Here is a 16,111-nt window from a genome sequence, read left to right as displayed (position 1 = left end):
TAATTGTCGCGGCAACTAATATTCAGACATGTCCGATTCCAAGAGTCACGAAACCAAGTCCCAGGTTTCCCCGGCTGGAAAACCGCTACCGGTCAAAGCCTTCTACAAGGCCGAGAACTACCGGTCGGAAGAGAGCATTGGCTACCTCATGCGCCGCATCATGACGGCGGTCGGCCAAGCTGTCGAAGTCCGCATGTGTGAGCCCGGCAGCCCGACCTATCCGCAGTGGGTGCCGTTGCACAAGCTGCATATGGGGCACGCAACGACGGTGGCTGAGTTGGCGCGCGAGTGCGAGCTCGACACGGGCGCCATGACCCGGCTGCTCGACCGCCTCGAAGCAAAGGGTCTTTGCCGACGCGTACGCTCGATCGCCGACCGGCGTGTGGTCAACATCGAACTCACTGATGAAGGCCGTGCCGCCGCCGAACAAGTACCGCATTTGCTGAGCCGCGTGCAGAACGAGCATCTTGCCGGCTTCACGAATGAGGAATGGGAACAGCTCAAGAGCTATTTGCGCCGCATCCTTGATAACGCACAGGCCCTGTCGGCCCGTGGAGAAAAAAATGATTCATCTTCTTCCTGAGGGCGCTCTGCGTCGAACGACCGCCGTGGCGGCAGCCGTGACCGCAGTCGCCGCAGTCGCGCTTGCCGGCTGTGCCGACATGGGCAGCATGTCGTCGCCCGCCAAGATGCGCGATGCGGATTCCCTCGGCCTGACGGCGCCCGCTTCGACGCAGACGGCCGCCGCAGTCGCTTCGCCCAAGATCGACAGTCAGTGGTGGCTCGCCTTCGGTGACCCGCAACTGAACGCGCTGGTCGACCAGGCACTCGAGGGCAATCCCAACCTGCAAGTGGCTCGTTCGCGTCTCGCGCGCGCACAGGCCGCAGTCTCGGTCGCCGAATCGACGGACAAGCCGCGCGTAGACGGCGCGCTGGACCTCACCCGGCAGAAGTTCTCGGGCAACTACATCTATCCGGCGCCGCTGGGCGGCTCAGTGCAGCCCTCCGGCAACTTGCAGCTCAACGCAGGCTGGGAAATTGACTTCTTCGGCAAGAACCGTACGGCGCTCGAAAGCGCGATCGGCTCTGCCAACGCCGCCGCTGCAGACGCGGATGCCGCGCGCGTGCTGCTTGCCAGCAACGTTGCGCGTGGCTACATCCAATGGGCCCGCCTGCATGATCGCCTGGCGGTAGCCGAGCGTACGCTTGCCCAGCGGGAAGAGCTCTTCAAGCTGGTTCGCGACCGAGTATCGGCCGGGCTCGATACGCGGCTCCAGTTGAAGCAGAGTGAAGCCAGCATCCCCGAGGCGCGCCAGGAGATTGAGGCGCTGAACGAGCAGATTGCGATTTCCCAGCATGCGCTGGACGCGCTCGTCGCCAAGCCGAGCGCGACACAGGCGCTCGCTGCGCCCAGCCTCGAAGGTCTGAAGCCGATTGCGCTGCAGTCGGCCATCCCCGCCGATCTGCTCGGCCTGCGCGCCGACATTGCCGCCGCACGCTTCCGCGTGGAATCGGCGAGCAGCGACGTGAAGAATGCCAAGACCCAGTTCTATCCCAACGTCAATCTCGTGGCGTTCGCGGGTTTCCAGAGCATCGGCTTCGGCAATCTGCTCAAGGCGGACAGCCAGCAGTGGGGCGTCGGGCCCGCGATTCGCCTGCCGATCTTCGAAGGTGGCCGGTTGCGCGCGAACCTGCGAGGGAAGGCGGCCGACCTGGACAGCGCGATCGACACCTACAACTCGGCCGTCCTTGACGCCGTCCGCGACGTCGCCGACCAGATCACCAGCGTGCAATCCGTCGCGCGCCAGCGGGTGCAGCAGCGCGAAGGCCAGGATGCTGCGGAAGCGGCCTACGACATCGCCGTGCAGCGCTACAGCGCGGGCCTCGGCAACTATCTCGATGTGCTGTCCGCCGAAGTCACCGTGCTGGGGCAGCGCCGCGAAAACGTTGACCTCGCCGCTCGCGCATATGACACCCAGGTCGGACTGATCCGCGCACTCGGCGGCGGTTGGCAGCCGGACGCCCGGACTGCCGTCGCCGACTCCAAAACCGCACACCCCTGAACACGTTCTGAACCCGAAAGACATCGCCATGGAAAACAACAATGCCGCCAATCCCGCAGCACCGGCCGAGTCCGCTGCTGACGCGCCGGCTCCGAACAACAAGCGCCGCCGCGCATTGACCGCGCTCGCAACCGTCGTCGTGCTTGCAGGCGCTGGATGGGGTGTGTACGAGTGGTTGGTCGCCAGCCACTACGAGTCCACCGACAACGCTTATGTGCAGGGCAACGTGATCCAGATCACACCGCAGATCGCCGGCACGGTGATGGCGATCAATGCCGACGACACCGACTTCGTCAAGGCCGGGCAGCCGTTGGTTCAGCTCGATCCGTCCGACGCAAAGGTGGCGCTTGACCAGGCGGAAGCCGCGCTTGCCCAAGCGGTGCGGCAGGCGCGCACGCTGTATGTCAACAACGCATCGCTGGCCGCGCAAGTCTCGCTTCGCCAGGCCGATATCGTCAGGGCGCAGAGCGATATCGCACGCGCGCAGGACGACCTGAAGCGTCGCCAGGCGCTGGCCGGCAACGGCGCAGTGTCGAAAGAAGAGCTCAACCACTCCGAAACCGCGCTCGCCAATGCGAAGAGCGCGCTGGCGGCTGCACAAGCCAATCTGCTCGCGGCGCGCGAACAGCTGGCGAGCAACCAGTCGCTGACCGAAGGTACGAAGGTCGAGCAGCATCCCAGCGTGCAGGCCGCCGCTGCCAAGGTGCGCGAAGCCTATCTCGCGACCCAGCGCGTCGGGATGCCGGCGCCAGTGGATGGCTACGTCGCCAAGCGGACGGTGCAACTCGGCCAGCGCGTGACGGCCGGCACGCCCATGATGTCGATCGTTCCGCTCAACCAGCTCTGGGTCGATGCCAACTTCAAGGAAGTGCAGTTGCGCAACATCCGTATCGGCCAGCCCGTCAAGCTGACGGCTGACCTCTACGGAAAGAAGGTCGAGTACGACGGGCACGTGGCCGGTCTCGGCGTCGGCACCGGTGCAGCCTTTGCGCTGCTGCCGGCGCAGAATGCCACGGGCAACTGGATCAAGGTCGTGCAGCGCGTGCCCGTTCGCATCGGGCTCGATGCCGAGCAGCTCAAGGCCAACCCCCTGCGCGTGGGGCTCTCGATGGACGCCGAAATCGACGTGAGGGACAAGAACGGCAAGATGCTGGCCGATGCACCTCGCGAAGCCGCGGCAAGCCAGACGGAGGTCTACAGTAGGCTGGAACACGGCGCTGACGCCGAAGTGCAGCGCATCATCGCCGCGAACCTCGGCCGCGAGTTGCCCGGCAAGACGCCGACGCAGAGCGGCGGCACCAACTCCAGCATCCCGGCGGGCACGCAGGGACAGCCCGGCTGATCGATCGGGCTCGCGCGATGTCCAACGCCCCCGCTTCCCAGCCCTTGCCCCCACTCGAGGGCTCTGCCCGCCTGTGGGGCACCATCGCGCTGTCTGCCGCGACCTTCATGAACGTGCTGGACACGTCGATCGCGAACGTTTCGCTGCCCGCGATCGCTGGCGACCTGGGTGTCAGTTCGACGCAAGGTACCTGGGTCATCACGAGCTTCGCGGTGGCCAACGCCATCGCGGTTCCGCTCACCGGCTGGCTGACGCAGCGCTTTGGCCAAGTGCGCCTGTTCATGGCGAGCGTGCTGCTTTTCATCATCAGCTCATGGCTGTGCGGCCTCGCGCCCAACATGACCATGCTGATCGCGTTCCGCGCCATTCAAGGCTTTGTCGCGGGGCCCATGATTCCGCTGTCGCAGACCTTGCTCCTGTCGAGCTATCCGCGCGCCAAGGCCGGCCTCGCGATGGCAATGTGGTCAATGACCACGCTCGTCGCGCCCGTCATGGGTCCCCTGCTCGGCGGATGGATCACTGACAACATCTCGTGGCCATGGATCTTCTACATCAACATCCCCGTGGGCCTGCTGGCTGCGGGCATCACGTGGACCATCTATCGCAAGCGCGAAAGTGGCACGCGCAAGGTGCCCATCGACAGCATTGGGCTTGCACTGCTGGTTCTATGGGTCGGGTCGCTCCAGCTCATGCTGGACAAGGGCAAGGAACTGGACTGGTTCCATTCGGGCCAGATCGTGGCGCTCGCCATCGTGGCGACGGTTGGCTTCGCTTTCTTCCTCGTGTGGGAACTCACCGACAAACATCCCGTGGTCGACCTGTCACTGTTCAAGCGGCGCAACTTCTGGTCAGGGGCATTCGCGACGGCCGTGGCGTACGGATTGTTCTTCGGCAACGTGGTGCTGCTGCCGCTGTGGCTGCAGCAGTTCATGGGTTATACGGCCACGCAGGCCGGGATGATCATGGCGCCTGTGGGGATGCTGGCGATCTTCTTCTCGCCAATCGTCGGCCTCACCGTCGCGAAGGTCGATCCGCGCCGCTACGCGACCTTCTCGTTCCTCGTGTTCGCGCTGGTGTTGTGGATGCGTTCGAACTTCAACACCCAGGCCGACTTCTGGACGATCATGATCCCGACGATCATCCAGGGCGTTGCGATGGCGTTCTTCTTCATTCCGCTGGTCACGATCACCTTGTCAGGCCTGACACCCGACCGAATCCCCGCAGCCTCGGGCCTGTCGAACTTCCTCCGGATCACCGCCGGCGCCATTGGCACTTCGACCGCGACCACGCTGTGGGAGAACCGCGCGGCCTTGCATCACGCGCAACTGGTTGAATCCGTCACTCAAGGCAACTCGGCCGCAAGCAGCGCAATCGCGGGTCTCGGCAGCAGCGGCTTCAGCCCCGAACAGGTCCTCGGCCAACTCAACCGCCTGGTCGACCAGCAAGCCTTCATGCTCGCGTCCTCCGACGTCTTCTACGGCTCGGCCATCCTTTTCCTCCTGCTGATCCCGCTGGTCTGGCTGGCCAAGCCCGCCCGAGGCCCCGGCGCCTCCGACGCCGCCGCTGGAGCGCACTAGCCTGTTGCTCGCCCCCAGGCTACGCGCACTTTGTGTCGCTTCGCCTACCCCCTACCGGGGGCAACACCAGCGGCCTGGCAAAGCCAGTTCCGCGGTGTTCACCAACAACGGGCCACGCTCCGCTGGCCGCGGTTCACCAGATGGCGTGGTTGTGGTTCAGGCGCGACGCTATTCCAGAGCCGCCGCGGAACCGGCTTCGCCGGGCCGCTGGCGGCGCCCCCGGTAGGGGGTAGGCGAAGCGACACAAAGTGCGCGAAGCCTGGGGGGAGCCGGGGTTACCCCGGTAGGCAAGTTTCGTTACGGCTGCAAACAATGCGGTCGGCGCGGCTCATGGTGAGAACGCGCGGACTGATCGCATGAACGAAACTTTTTTTGAGTACGAGGGTGAACGCGCGAGATGACGGACATCATTCTCGAAACGCGCCAGCTCACCAAGGAATTCAAGGGCTTTACCGCGGTCAGCAAGGTTGACCTGTCGGTGGTGCGCGGTTCCATCCACGCGCTAATTGGGCCCAATGGCGCAGGCAAGACGACCTGCTTCAATCTGCTGACGAAGTTCCTGGAGCCGACTTCCGGAACGATCCTGTTCAACGGACAGGACATCACCAGCGAACGCCCCGCCGAAATTGCGCGGCGCGGCATCATTCGCTCGTTTCAGATCTCTGCGGTGTTTCCGCACCTGACCTTGCTCGAGAACGTGCGCCTGGGGCTGCAACGGGCGCTGGGCACTTCGTACCACTTCTGGAAGAGCGAAAAATCCCTGACGCCGCTCAACGCGCGGGCGCGGCAGCTCCTGGCCGAAGTGGGTCTCGAGGACCTGGCCGACGAACTGACGGTGAACCTTCCCTACGGCCGCAAACGCGCGCTCGAAATCGCGACCACGCTCGCCATGGAGCCGGAACTGATGCTGCTGGACGAGCCGACCCAGGGCATGGGCCACGAAGATGTGCATCGCGTGGCCGAACTCATCAAGCGCGTCTCCGCCGGCCGCACGATCCTGATGGTGGAGCACAACATGAGCGTGGTGTCGACCATCGCCGACACGATCACGGTCCTGCAGCGCGGCGCTGTGCTGGCCGAAGGGCCGTACGCCGAGGTTTCGCGCAACCCACAGGTGATGGAAGCCTACATGGGCACCACCGACGGTCAACTGCAGGGAGCCCACTGATGGCAGCCCCCGCACTCGAAATCAGTGGTCTGCAGGCTTGGTATGGCGAATCGCACGTGCTGCATGGCGTCGACATGACCGTGCAGCAGGGAGAAGTGGTCACGCTGCTCGGACGCAATGGGGCAGGGCGCACCACGACGATGCGCGCCATCCTGGGGCTCACCGGTGCGCGCAAGGGCAGCATCAAGGTGAACGGCACCGAGACCATCGACATGGCGACGCACAAGATCGCGCACTATGGCATCGGCTACTGCCCGGAGGAACGCGGCATCTTCGCGAGCCTCTCGTGCGAGGAAAACCTGCTGCTGCCTCCGGTGCTGAAAGGTGCCGGACCAGGCATGTCGGTGGACGAGATCTACGCCATGTTCCCCAATCTTGCCGAGCGCCGAAACAGCCAGGGCACGCGGCTTTCGGGTGGTGAACAGCAGATGCTGGCAGTCGGGCGCATTTTGCGCACGGGCGCCAAGCTGCTGCTGCTCGACGAAATCTCCGAGGGGCTCGCCCCGGTCATCGTGCAGGCGCTCGCCCGCATGATCCATACCTTGCGCGGCAAGGGCTACACGGTGGTCATGGTCGAGCAGAACTTCCGCTTTGCAGCGCCGCTTGCGGACCGGTTCTACGTCATGGAACACGGTCGCATCGTGGAGAAATTCGGCGCGTCCGAACTCGAAGCAAAGATGCCGGTGCTCAACGAGCTGCTCGGCGTCTGATCCCTATCAACCTTTCAATTCGATTGGAGTCCTGTATGAAGAACGCACTCTCTGCTCTCTCGCTGGCCGTTGCTGCGCTGGCAATGGCTTCCGGTCCCGCGCACGCGCAGGAGAAGGTGAAGATCGGCTTCGTCACCGACATGTCGAGCCTGTATGCGGACATCGAAGGAAAGAACGGTGCGCTGGCGATCCAGATGGCGATCGATGACTTCGGCGGCAAGGCGCTCGGGCAGCCAATCGAGCTGCTCACGGCGGACCACCAGAACAAGGCCGACATCGCAGCCTCGAAGGCGCGCGAATGGATCGACACCGACGGCGTGACCATGGTCTTCGGCGGCACCAACTCTGGCACGGCGCTCGCGACGGCCAAGGTGGCGGAGGAAAAGAAGCGCGTGTACTTCAACAACGGCGCCGCTGCCTCCGCACTCACGAACGAGCAGTGCAGCCCCTACACGGTGCACTACGCGTATGACACGGCGGCGCTCGCCAAGGGCACCGGCGGCGCAGTGGTCGATCGCGGCGGCAAGACCTGGTTCTTCCTGACCGCCGACTACGCTTTCGGCCACGCACTTGAAGCCGACACGACCGCCGTCATCAAGGCCAAAGGCGGCTCGGTGCTGGGTTCGGTGCGGCATCCGCTCAATGCCTCGGACTTCTCTTCCTTCCTGCTGCAGGCGCAGAACTCCAAGGCGCAGATCCTGGGTCTTGCCAATGCGGGCGGCGACACCATCAACTCGATCAAGGCAGCCAAGGAATTCGGCATCACGAAGTCGATGAAGCTCGCGGGCTTGCTGATCTTTTTGAGTGACATCCACAGCTTGGGTCTGAAGAACACCGAAGGCCTGCTGAATACCACCAGTTGGTATTGGGACCTCAACGACGACACGCGCAAGTTTGCGAAGCGCTTCTTCGACAAGACCAAGCGCATGCCGACGGACGTGCAGGCTGCGGACTACTCCGCCACGATGACCTACCTCAAGGCCGTTGAGGCCGCGAAGACGACCAATTCGGACAAGGTCATGGCGCAGCTCAAGAGCATGAAGATCGATGATTTCTACGGCAAGGGCCAGATCCGCGCCGATGGCCGCTATGTACACGACATGTACCTGGTCGAAGTCAAATCGCCCGCCGAATCGAAGCAACCCTGGGACTACCTCAAGGTTGTTGCCAAGCTGCCGGGTGATCAGGTCTTCACGACCAAGGCGGATTCCAAATGCGCGTTGTGGAAATAGAGCTCGCCCCCAGGCTGCGCGCACTGCGTGTCGCTTCGCCTACCCCCTGTCGGGGGCAACACCAGCGGCCTGGCGAAGCCAGTTCCGCGGTGTTTCTGGTGTTCGGGCGGTAGGCCTCGGGCGGCCAGGCGCGGCGGCCCTCACGACATTCCGTTTTCTCTCAATCATCTGCAACCATGAATAAAACCATTGCGCTTTCTACTGTTTCCATTGCCGTCGCTCTCGCAGCTGGCGCAGCCCACGCCGAGGACAAGGTCAAGATCGGGTTCATTACCGACATGTCCAGTCTCTATGCAGACGTCGAAGGCAAGGGCGGTGCGACGGCGATCCAGATGGCGATCGACGATTTCGGTGGCAAGGTCAACGGCTTGCCGATCGAACTGGTGACGGCCGACCACCAGAACAAGGCGGACATTGCAGCGTCGAAGGCGCGCGAGTGGATCGACACCGACAACCTCACGATGCTGTTCGGTGGAACGAACTCAGGCACCGGGCTCGCGATGGCGAAGGTGGCTCAGGAGAAGAAGCGCGTCTTCGTGGTCAACGGCGCCGGCGCATCGCAGCTCACCAATGAGCAATGCAGCCCCTACACCGTGCATTACGCTTATGACACCGTGGCGCTCGCCAAGGGCACCGGCGGTGCGGTGGTGGCGAACGGCGGCAAGAGCTGGTTCTTCCTGACCGCCGACTACGCGTTCGGTGCGGCGCTCGAAGCGGACACGGCCAAGGTAGTCAAGGAGAAGGGCGGCACGGTGGTCGGCAGCGTCAGGCATCCGCTCAACGCGTCTGACTTCTCGTCGTTCCTGCTGCAGGCGCAAAACTCAAAGGCTCAGATTCTTGGCCTGGCGAACGCGGGCGGCGACACCATCAACGCGATCAAGGCCGCCAAGGAATTCGGCGTCACCAAGACCATGAAGATGGCGGGCCTGCTGGTGTTCATCAACGACATTCACAGCCTGGGCCTGAAGAACACCGAAGGGCTGCTGCTCACCACGAGCTGGGACTGGAACCTGAACGAGCAGACCCGCGCCTTCGGCAAGCGGTTCTTCGACAAGACCAAGCGCATGCCGAACGATATCCAGGCCGCCGACTACTCGGCCACCATGACTTACCTGAAGGCCGTGCAGAACGCCAAGAGCACCGATGCCGACAAGGTCATGGCCGAACTCAAGAAGATGCCGATCAACGACTTCTACGCCAAGGGCCAGATTCGCGCCGACGGCCGCTTCGTGCATGACATGTACCTGATGCAGGTGAAGTCCCCGGCTGAATCGACGCAACCGTGGGACTATTACAAGGTGGTTGCCAAGCTCCCGGGCGAAGAGGTCTTCACGACCAAGGCCGAGAGCAAGTGCAATCTCTGGAAGTAACCAGCCCCTGGCATTGACCCCTGTGCGACTGTTGAACCGTTCATGACCATTTCGCTTCCCGGCTTGCTGAGCCAGCTCCTCCTTGGGCTGGTCAACGGGTCGTTCTATGCCATCCTGAGCCTCGGGCTCGCGGTGATCTTCGGCCTGCTCAACGTGATCAACTTCGCCCATGGCGCGCTGTTCATGATGGGCGCAGTGTCGACGTGGATGGCGATGAACTACTTCAACGTCAACTACTGGGTCATGCTGGTGCTGGCGCCGTTGATCGTCGGCGTCTTCGGCGTGCTCATCGAGCGGCTTCTGCTGCGCTGGATCTACAAGCTCGACCATCTGTACGGCCTGCTGCTCACGCTCGGGCTGACGCTGCTGATCGAAGGCGTGTTCCGCTCGATCTACGGTGTTTCTGGGCTTGCCTACGACACGCCCGATGCCCTGGCGAGCGCGACCGATCTCGGCTTCATGATCCTGCCCAACTACCGCGCATGGGTGGTGCTGGCGTCGCTGGTCGTGTGTTTCTCGACCTGGTTTGTGATCGAGAAGACTCGCCTCGGTGCGTACCTGCGCGCCGGCACCGAGAATCCCCGCCTGGTCGAAGCGTTCGGCGTCAATGTGCCGCTGATGATCACGCTGACCTACGCATTCGGCGCTGCGCTGGCTGCGTTTGCGGGTGTGCTCGCCGCGCCGGTGATTCAGGTCACGCCGCTGATGGGGCAAAACCTGATCATCGTGGTGTTCGCGGTGGTCGTGATCGGCGGCATGGGCTCCATCATGGGCGCCATCCTGACCGGGCTGGGCCTCGGCGTCATCGAAGGTCTGACCAAGGTCTTCTATCCCGAGGCTTCGTCCACAGTCGTCTTCGTCATCATGGTCATCGTGCTGTTGATTCGCCCCGCCGGCCTGTTCGGCAAAGAAAAATAAGACGGCAGCCGAATGAAGAAACTCTCAACTGTCATCTATCTGCTGCTGCTCGTCGCGCTGATCGTGGCGCCCTTCGTCGGGGCCTATCCCGTGTTCGTGATGAAGCTCATGTGCTTCGCGCTGTTCGCTTCGGCGTTCAATCTGCTGCTTGGCTATACGGGCTTGCTGTCCTTCGGCCATGCAGCTTTTCTGGGCGGCTCGGCGTACGTCGCGGGCCATGCCATGAAGGTCTGGGGACTGACGCCGGAACTCGGCCTCATCGCGGGCACGGCTACCGGCGCACTGCTGGGTTGGCTCTTCGGGGTGCTGGCGATTCGCAGGCAGGGCATCTATTTCGCGATGATCACCCTGGCGCTCGCGCAGATGGTGTTCTTCGTCGCGCTGCAGGCCAGATTCACCGGAGGCGAAGACGGCCTCCAGGGCGTTCCACGCGGCAAGCTCTTCGGCGTGCTCGACCTGCAGAGCGATCTCACCATGTACTACGTGACGCTGGTGATCGTCGTCGCTGCTTTCCTGCTGATCGTTCGCACCATCCATTCGCCCTTCGGCCAGGTGCTCAAGGGCATCAAGGAAAACGAGCCTCGCGCACTGTCGCTGGGCTATGACGTGAGCCGCTTCAAGCTGCTGGCTTTCGTGATCTCGGCTGCGTTGTCGGGACTTGCGGGTTCGCTCAAGACACTGGTGCTGGGTTTTGCGACGCTGTCGGACGTGCACTGGAGCGCTTCAGGCCAAGTCATTTTGATGACGCTGGTCGGCGGCCTGGGCACGCTGTCTGGCCCGCTGGTCGGTTCGGCCGTGGTGGTGCTGCTCGAAAACAAGATCGGCGAATTCGGGCATCTGCTCGCGCGCATCACTTCTGTGGATTGGTTCAACACGCTCGGTGAATCCGTCACCATCGTGACCGGCTTGATCTTCGTGATTTGCGTGCTGGCATTCAGGCGCGGGATCATGGGCGAGATCATTGCGCTCATCGACCGCCGGCGCGGAGTCCGAAAGGCTTGAGGCGAGTCCGGGGGCCTCAGAACTTCAGCGCTTGCGCGTAGCCTGTCAGTTCGAGGTAGCCGCGGCCGACTGCGCGGCCTTGCGAGTCTCGCAGTTCGCTCAGGCCTTCCCAGTACACGGCGCCGGTCGAACCACGGCTGTCGAGTTCCTGGTCTTCGAGCAGCGGATGCACGCTGAAGGTGCCTGCAGGCGTCTGGATGCGCCAGCCGATCGGATAGTCCGCGCGCGTCCTCGGGCTGACCCAACGGCTCGTCGCCTCGAAGTGCAAATCATCGGGTCCGAACACGCGCATGCGGCCGTCAGGGCTGCGCATCGAGCCTCCGGCCCATAGCGCGGAACCGTCGCGGCGCCGAATGCGAAACGCCATCAACGCGCTGCCATCGAAGAGATTCATGCCGATCCAGTCCCAGCCTGCGGCATCTGGATGCAGATAGGCGTTGCTCCATTCGTGGTCGAGCCACGCGGTGCCCTGCACGTCGAAGCTTCGACCCTGAAGCGTGAGGCGCCCCTGCGCGGCGAGTTGCGGTTCGCTGTAGTAGTAGCTTGCTTGTTCGACGTCCGGGCCTTTGCGCGAGAGTCCGGCATCGCCTTGCAGCATCACCGGCTGGGTAGGCGCGAAGCGAAAGTCGAGTACGAATCCCTCGGCTGGCAACCGTGCGACATAGGCTTTGCCGTCGCGCTGGAGTGTCCAGTTGCGCAGCCGCACATCCGTGTCCTCTTCCGAAGCCGATGCGATGCCGAAGCCCGCCCGGGCGATGCGCTGGTCGTGCCAGAGCTTGCGGCCTTGAAGATCGGTCACAGCCGCGTGCGCAAAGATCACCTGCCGTGCGGCGAAATCGGACCGCATCGACTGCGTCTCGGCAATTCTTGATCGAAAAAAAGTCACCTGAAATCCGAACTCGCGAGAGCCCTCATGGGCCTTGGCTTGGCCGGTGATGTACCACCACTCGGTGTTCAGATCGGGATGGCTGCCGAAGTCGCGCGGGAACTGCATCGGCCGTGGCGGCAGCGCCCATGCGGCCGGGACTGCGACCATGCCCAGCAGCAACATGCGTCGGGACAAGCCTCGCGCGGACATGCTCAAGCCATGGCTACGGCATCGATGCGCCGCTGCGCTTCGCTGAGGTCGCCGAACGACTCTCGCACCCATTGCGCGTCGTGGTAGCTCGGCAGATAACGCTCGCCTGCATCGCACAACAGCGAGAGGACGGAACCCTGCTGCCCGGCAGTGCGCATCTCTTGCGCCACTGCCAGCATGCCGATGAAGTTGGTGCCAGTCGACGGACCAACCTTGCGGCCGAGCAGTGCCGAGAGCGCGCGCATGGCGGCGATCGAATCGATGTTCGGCACCTCGATCATCCGATCGACGAGCGTGCGAACGAAACTGGCCTCCACGCGCGGTCGGCCGATGCCTTCGATGCGCGAACCTGGGGCCGTCAATGTGGCATCACCTGTCGCGTGATAGGCCGTGAATACCGAACCTTCCGGGTCGGCCACGCAGAGCAGGGTGTCGTGCCCTCGATAGCGCACGTAGCGGCCAATGGTCGCGCTTGTGCCGCCGGTTCCGGCGCCGACCACGATCCAGGCCGGTATCGGATGCCTTTCGCGCTTCATCTGCTCAAAGATGCTTTCCGCGATGTTGTTGTTGCCGCGCCAGTCGGTCGCGCGCTCGGCATACGTGAATTGGTCCCTGTAGTGCCCGCCCGTTCGCTCCGCCAGCGTGCGCGCCTCGTCATAGACCTGGCCCGCATGCTCGACGAAGTGGCAACTGCCGCCGTAGAAGGCGATCTGCGCGATCTTTTCCGGAGACGTGCTGCGCGGCATCACCGCAATGAAGGGCAGCCCGAGCAGCCGCGCGAAGTAGGCTTCGCTCACGGCGGTCGATCCGCTGGAAGCTTCGACGATCGTCGTGCCTTCCGCGATCCAGCCGTTGCACAGCGCATACAGAAAAAGCGATCTTGCAAGCCGATGCTTGAGGCTGCCGGTCGGGTGCGTCGACTCGTCCTTCAGGTAGAGGTCGATGCCCGCCGACGCGAAGCCGGGAAGCGGCAGTGGAATCAGGTGCGTATCGGCGCTGCGCTGGTAGTCGGCCTCGATGCGGAGGATCGCGGTGCCCAGCCAGCTGTGGCCGGAAGAGGGAGCGTTCATTCGCGCATTCTGAGCCATCGGCTGGTCACCAGTCTTCCTTCACCGCCATCACGGCGTCGTGCCCCGCCGCCGCCCGGCCAGCGAGCCACGCGGTGATCGTGCCGGCCGCCAGCACAGCCGCGCACAGCGCGATGAGCCGGCCCCACGGCAGCAGCAGGTCCATGGTCCAGTGAAAGCTCTGCGGATTGACCACGTGCACGAGCACCACCGACACGGCCAATCCCAGCAGAAGCCCTGCGACCGCGCCGATCGCTGTCCACGCGGCACCTTCGCCCGCAACGACCGCGAGCACCTGTGCGCGTGTGAATCCCAGGTGCGCCAGCAATCCGAACTCCTTGCGCCGCGCGAGCACCTGTGCGCTGAAACTCGCCGCAATGCCGAACAGGCCAATGCCGATCGCGACGGCCTGCAGCCAATAGGTCACGGCAAAGCTGCGGTCGAAGATGCGCAGTGAAGTCGCGCGAATCTGGCTCACCGAAGCGATCTCGATCGGCTCGCTGGCACCGAGTTCACGTGCCGCCAGGTCGCGCACCGATTGCTCCACGTTGCTCGACACCGCGCCGGGCGCAAGCCACAGCGCGATGTCGCTGACGCTGCGGTCGCCCGTCAGCCGTTCGAAGTCGCGCGCATCCATGGTGATCGCACCGAACTGGCGCACGTAGTCGCGCCATACGCCCGCGACGAAGAACACCGGCGGGCGAAGTCCCTCGGCCATGGGAGGCCACGCACGGGCGAGCGGCTCGAACACCTCGCCAGGCTTGGCGCCGTAGAGCTCGACCATCGCCTCGCTCACGTAGATGCCGATCTGGCCGGGCGGCACATCGAGGGCAGGGCCCTGCAGCGGGAGGCTCCGGGAGGCGTCGTCTTCCAGGCTCCGCGAGATCAGCGTGACTGGCGGCCGCGCCGCATCGAGCAGCAACGCCCGCGTCCGCAGCGTGCCGCTGCGCGCCACGCCAGGCAGTTGCGCCATCGCTTGCACCAATGCGGGCGAAAACGAAGCCTGCTCGCTGGTCGAATTTCCGCCGCTGGCGCTCCGCACGTAAAGATCGGCGGGCAGAACGACGTCCAACCAGCGGGTGACCGAATCGCGAAAGCTCGCGACCATCACGGTCAGCGCCACGGCCAGACTCAGGCTCGCCACCACGCCGCTCACGGCCACTGCTGCCGTGCCTCGCATGCGTCGCGCGCGCTCGATCGCGAGCAGCGGCAGCAGTCGCTGCGCGAAGAATGGAGCAATGCGGTCATAGAGTAGCGCGATCAGCCAAGGCAATGCGGTGATGCCGCCGACGAGCAGAAAGCCGACCGACAGATAGGCAGCGATGGGGATGCCGAAGATCGCCGGTGCCATCGCCAGAGCGGCGCCGGCCACGATCAATAACAGTGCGACAAGATGCGCGCCATTCCGCGCGGGCGCGGCGCCGAGGCCCTTCAATGTCTGCGCCTCGGGAAGCGCCTGCGCTGCACGCGCGGGCCACCAGCCGCCCACCAGGGCAGCCAGCACGCCCAAGCCGCCATAGAGCAGTGCCGAAGCCCAACTCCAACGCAGGGTTGGCGCGACACCCTCGAAATAGCCGCCGCCCAGATCGCCGCCCAAGACCTGCAATGCGAACTCGGCCAACGACGTGCCGAGCGCGATGCCGGCCACACTGCCGATCAGCCCGAGAACGAGCGATTCGGCCAGCACCAGTCGAAGCCGCTCGCGGGGCGTGAGGCCGAGCACGCCGAGCAACGCAAACTGCTGCGCCCGTTTGGCGACGCTGAGCGCGAGGACGGAGAACACGAGGAACGCGCCCGTAAACAGTGCCACCAGCGCAAGCACCGTGAGATTGACGCGGTAGGCCCGCGACAGGTTGCTCACCCGCTCCGCCGCATCGCCCGGCTCTGCAGGCTCGATGCTCGACGGCCATCCAGGCAACGCTCGCAGCGATCGGATGAGCGCCGCGTGGTCAGTGCCGGGCGCGAGCCGCAGGTCGACGCGGCTGAGTTGTCCGCCACGAGCGAACTGGTCCTGCGCCGCGCCGATGTCCATGACCGCGATCGCGGCACCGCCGGCAGCGACTTGTCCGGCAATGCGGAGCGTGTGCGTATGCGCGCCCACGCGCAATTGAAGCGTTGTGGCGCTATCGCCCACCGCCTTGCGGGCGGCTGCATTGAGGAAGACGTTGCCGGGCGTGAGCACCGCCATGCGGTCGGCGCCCTCGTTCGGCCGAGGCATCAGCCCCGGCGCGATCGTGGGCAGCACGAGCGCATCGATGCCGATCACGCGCATCGCCACCCGCTGATCGCCGGCGATCGCGATGGCTTGAAGTTCCAGCACCGGACTTGCGAGCGTCACCTGCGGCTGTTGCGCCACTTGCGCGAAGACCGCTTCATCGAAGCTGCCCTGCATGGCCCGCAGTTCGAGATCGGGCTGACCGTTGACCGACCGAACCGCACTCGAGAACTCGTCGAGTGCCGAAGCGTTGATCAACTGCACCGAGAACGCCAGCGCCACCCCGAGCATCACCGCCACGATGGCTGCCGCGTTGCGCCAGGGATGATGGCGAAGTTCCTGCCATGAGAAGGTGCGGAGAAGCATGGG

At 64.3% G+C, this 16,111-nt stretch carries 13 protein-coding genes; 10 read left to right on the top strand and 3 right to left on the bottom strand.

The window, feature by feature from the left end:
* Positions 1-28 precede the first annotated feature (28 nt).
* The 10 genes from AC1DEK_RS04070 to AC1DEK_RS04025 all read left to right on the top strand — a co-directional run bounded on the left by AC1DEK_RS04070 (position 29) and on the right by AC1DEK_RS04025 (position 11,382).
* A complete protein-coding gene (locus AC1DEK_RS04070; protein WP_478123898.1) occupies positions 29-583 on the top strand; it encodes a MarR family winged helix-turn-helix transcriptional regulator in 555 nt (184 codons plus the stop codon).
* On the top strand, positions 564-2,063 hold the full coding sequence (locus tag AC1DEK_RS04065) for an efflux transporter outer membrane subunit (RefSeq protein ID WP_478123897.1): 1,500 nt from the start codon (positions 564-566) through the stop codon (positions 2,061-2,063). Before AC1DEK_RS04070 ends, AC1DEK_RS04065 begins: the two co-directional genes overlap by 20 nt.
* Positions 2,064-2,091: 28 nt before the next feature.
* On the top strand, positions 2,092-3,405 hold the full coding sequence (locus AC1DEK_RS04060) for an EmrA/EmrK family multidrug efflux transporter periplasmic adaptor subunit (RefSeq protein ID WP_478123896.1): 1,314 nt from the start codon (positions 2,092-2,094) through the stop codon (positions 3,403-3,405).
* A complete protein-coding gene (locus AC1DEK_RS04055; protein ID WP_478123997.1) occupies positions 3,405-4,982 on the top strand; it encodes a DHA2 family efflux MFS transporter permease subunit in 1,578 nt (525 codons plus the stop codon). The genes AC1DEK_RS04060 and AC1DEK_RS04055 overlap by 1 nt, the downstream gene beginning before the upstream one ends.
* Before the next feature lie 397 nt (positions 4,983-5,379).
* On the top strand, positions 5,380-6,150 hold the full coding sequence (locus AC1DEK_RS04050; protein WP_478123895.1) for an ABC transporter ATP-binding protein: 771 nt from the start codon (positions 5,380-5,382) through the stop codon (positions 6,148-6,150).
* Complete coding sequence (locus AC1DEK_RS04045) at positions 6,150-6,860, top strand: ABC transporter ATP-binding protein (protein WP_478123894.1); 711 nt, start codon at positions 6,150-6,152, stop codon at positions 6,858-6,860. Before AC1DEK_RS04050 ends, AC1DEK_RS04045 begins: the two co-directional genes overlap by 1 nt.
* Positions 6,861-6,895: 35 nt before the next feature.
* On the top strand, positions 6,896-8,092 hold the full coding sequence (locus AC1DEK_RS04040; RefSeq protein ID WP_478123893.1) for an ABC transporter substrate-binding protein: 1,197 nt from the start codon (positions 6,896-6,898) through the stop codon (positions 8,090-8,092).
* A 176-nt stretch (positions 8,093-8,268) separates the two neighbouring features.
* Positions 8,269-9,462 carry an ABC transporter substrate-binding protein gene (locus AC1DEK_RS04035; protein WP_478123892.1) on the top strand — a complete coding sequence of 398 codons (1,194 nt, stop codon included), beginning with the start codon at positions 8,269-8,271 and terminating at the stop codon, positions 9,460-9,462.
* A 42-nt stretch (positions 9,463-9,504) separates the two neighbouring features.
* Entirely contained in the window at positions 9,505-10,380 is an 876-nt protein-coding gene (locus tag AC1DEK_RS04030; RefSeq protein WP_478123891.1) for a branched-chain amino acid ABC transporter permease, read from the top strand.
* 12 nt (positions 10,381-10,392) lie between these two features.
* Positions 10,393-11,382 (top strand): branched-chain amino acid ABC transporter permease, encoded by a 990-nt coding sequence (locus tag AC1DEK_RS04025; protein ID WP_478123890.1) that lies wholly within the window; start codon positions 10,393-10,395, stop codon positions 11,380-11,382.
* Positions 11,383-11,398: 16 nt separating this feature from the next.
* Here AC1DEK_RS04025 and AC1DEK_RS04020 read toward each other — a convergent pair whose 3' ends face one another.
* The 3 genes from AC1DEK_RS04020 to AC1DEK_RS04010 are packed head-to-tail and all read right to left on the bottom strand — an operon-like array spanning position 11,399 to position 16,108.
* Positions 11,399-12,460: a lipocalin-like domain-containing protein gene (locus AC1DEK_RS04020; protein ID WP_478123889.1), complete on the bottom strand. Its 1,062-nt coding sequence runs from the start codon at positions 12,458-12,460 to the stop codon at positions 11,399-11,401.
* Positions 12,461-12,462: 2 nt separating this feature from the next.
* Positions 12,463-13,530 carry a PLP-dependent cysteine synthase family protein gene (locus tag AC1DEK_RS04015; RefSeq protein ID WP_478123888.1) on the bottom strand — a complete coding sequence of 356 codons (1,068 nt, stop codon included), beginning with the start codon at positions 13,528-13,530 and terminating at the stop codon, positions 12,463-12,465.
* A gap of 25 nt (positions 13,531-13,555) precedes the next feature.
* On the bottom strand, positions 13,556-16,108 hold the full coding sequence (locus AC1DEK_RS04010) for an FtsX-like permease family protein (protein ID WP_478123887.1): 2,553 nt from the start codon (positions 16,106-16,108) through the stop codon (positions 13,556-13,558).
* Positions 16,109-16,111: the final 3 nt, after the last annotated feature.

The organism is Variovorax sp. 10N420, assembly GCF_056394705.1.
The sequence above is the reverse complement of the archived record's forward strand: the minus strand, read 5'-3'. Positions and strand labels throughout refer to the sequence as shown.

What these genes read in the sequence shown, in the direction of transcription:
- AC1DEK_RS04010 (WP_478123887.1), bottom strand. Translation starts at nt 16,108, where the DNA reads ATGCTTCTCCGCACCTTCTCATGGCAGGAACTTCGCCATCATCCCTGG.
- AC1DEK_RS04015 (WP_478123888.1), bottom strand. Translation starts at nt 13,530, where the DNA reads ATGAACGCTCCCTCTTCCGGCCACAGCTGGCTGGGCACCGCGATCCTC.
- AC1DEK_RS04045 (WP_478123894.1), top strand. Translation starts at nt 6,150, where the DNA reads ATGGCAGCCCCCGCACTCGAAATCAGTGGTCTGCAGGCTTGGTATGGC.
- AC1DEK_RS04035 (WP_478123892.1), top strand. Translation starts at nt 8,269, where the DNA reads ATGAATAAAACCATTGCGCTTTCTACTGTTTCCATTGCCGTCGCTCTC.
- AC1DEK_RS04025 (WP_478123890.1), top strand. Translation starts at nt 10,393, where the DNA reads ATGAAGAAACTCTCAACTGTCATCTATCTGCTGCTGCTCGTCGCGCTG.
- AC1DEK_RS04040 (WP_478123893.1), top strand. Translation starts at nt 6,896, where the DNA reads ATGAAGAACGCACTCTCTGCTCTCTCGCTGGCCGTTGCTGCGCTGGCA.
- AC1DEK_RS04050 (WP_478123895.1), top strand. Translation starts at nt 5,380, where the DNA reads ATGACGGACATCATTCTCGAAACGCGCCAGCTCACCAAGGAATTCAAG.
- AC1DEK_RS04030 (WP_478123891.1), top strand. Translation starts at nt 9,505, where the DNA reads ATGACCATTTCGCTTCCCGGCTTGCTGAGCCAGCTCCTCCTTGGGCTG.
- AC1DEK_RS04065 (WP_478123897.1), top strand. Translation starts at nt 564, where the DNA reads ATGATTCATCTTCTTCCTGAGGGCGCTCTGCGTCGAACGACCGCCGTG.
- AC1DEK_RS04020 (WP_478123889.1), bottom strand. Translation starts at nt 12,460, where the DNA reads ATGTCCGCGCGAGGCTTGTCCCGACGCATGTTGCTGCTGGGCATGGTC.
- AC1DEK_RS04070 (WP_478123898.1), top strand. Translation starts at nt 29, where the DNA reads ATGTCCGATTCCAAGAGTCACGAAACCAAGTCCCAGGTTTCCCCGGCT.
- AC1DEK_RS04060 (WP_478123896.1), top strand. Translation starts at nt 2,092, where the DNA reads ATGGAAAACAACAATGCCGCCAATCCCGCAGCACCGGCCGAGTCCGCT.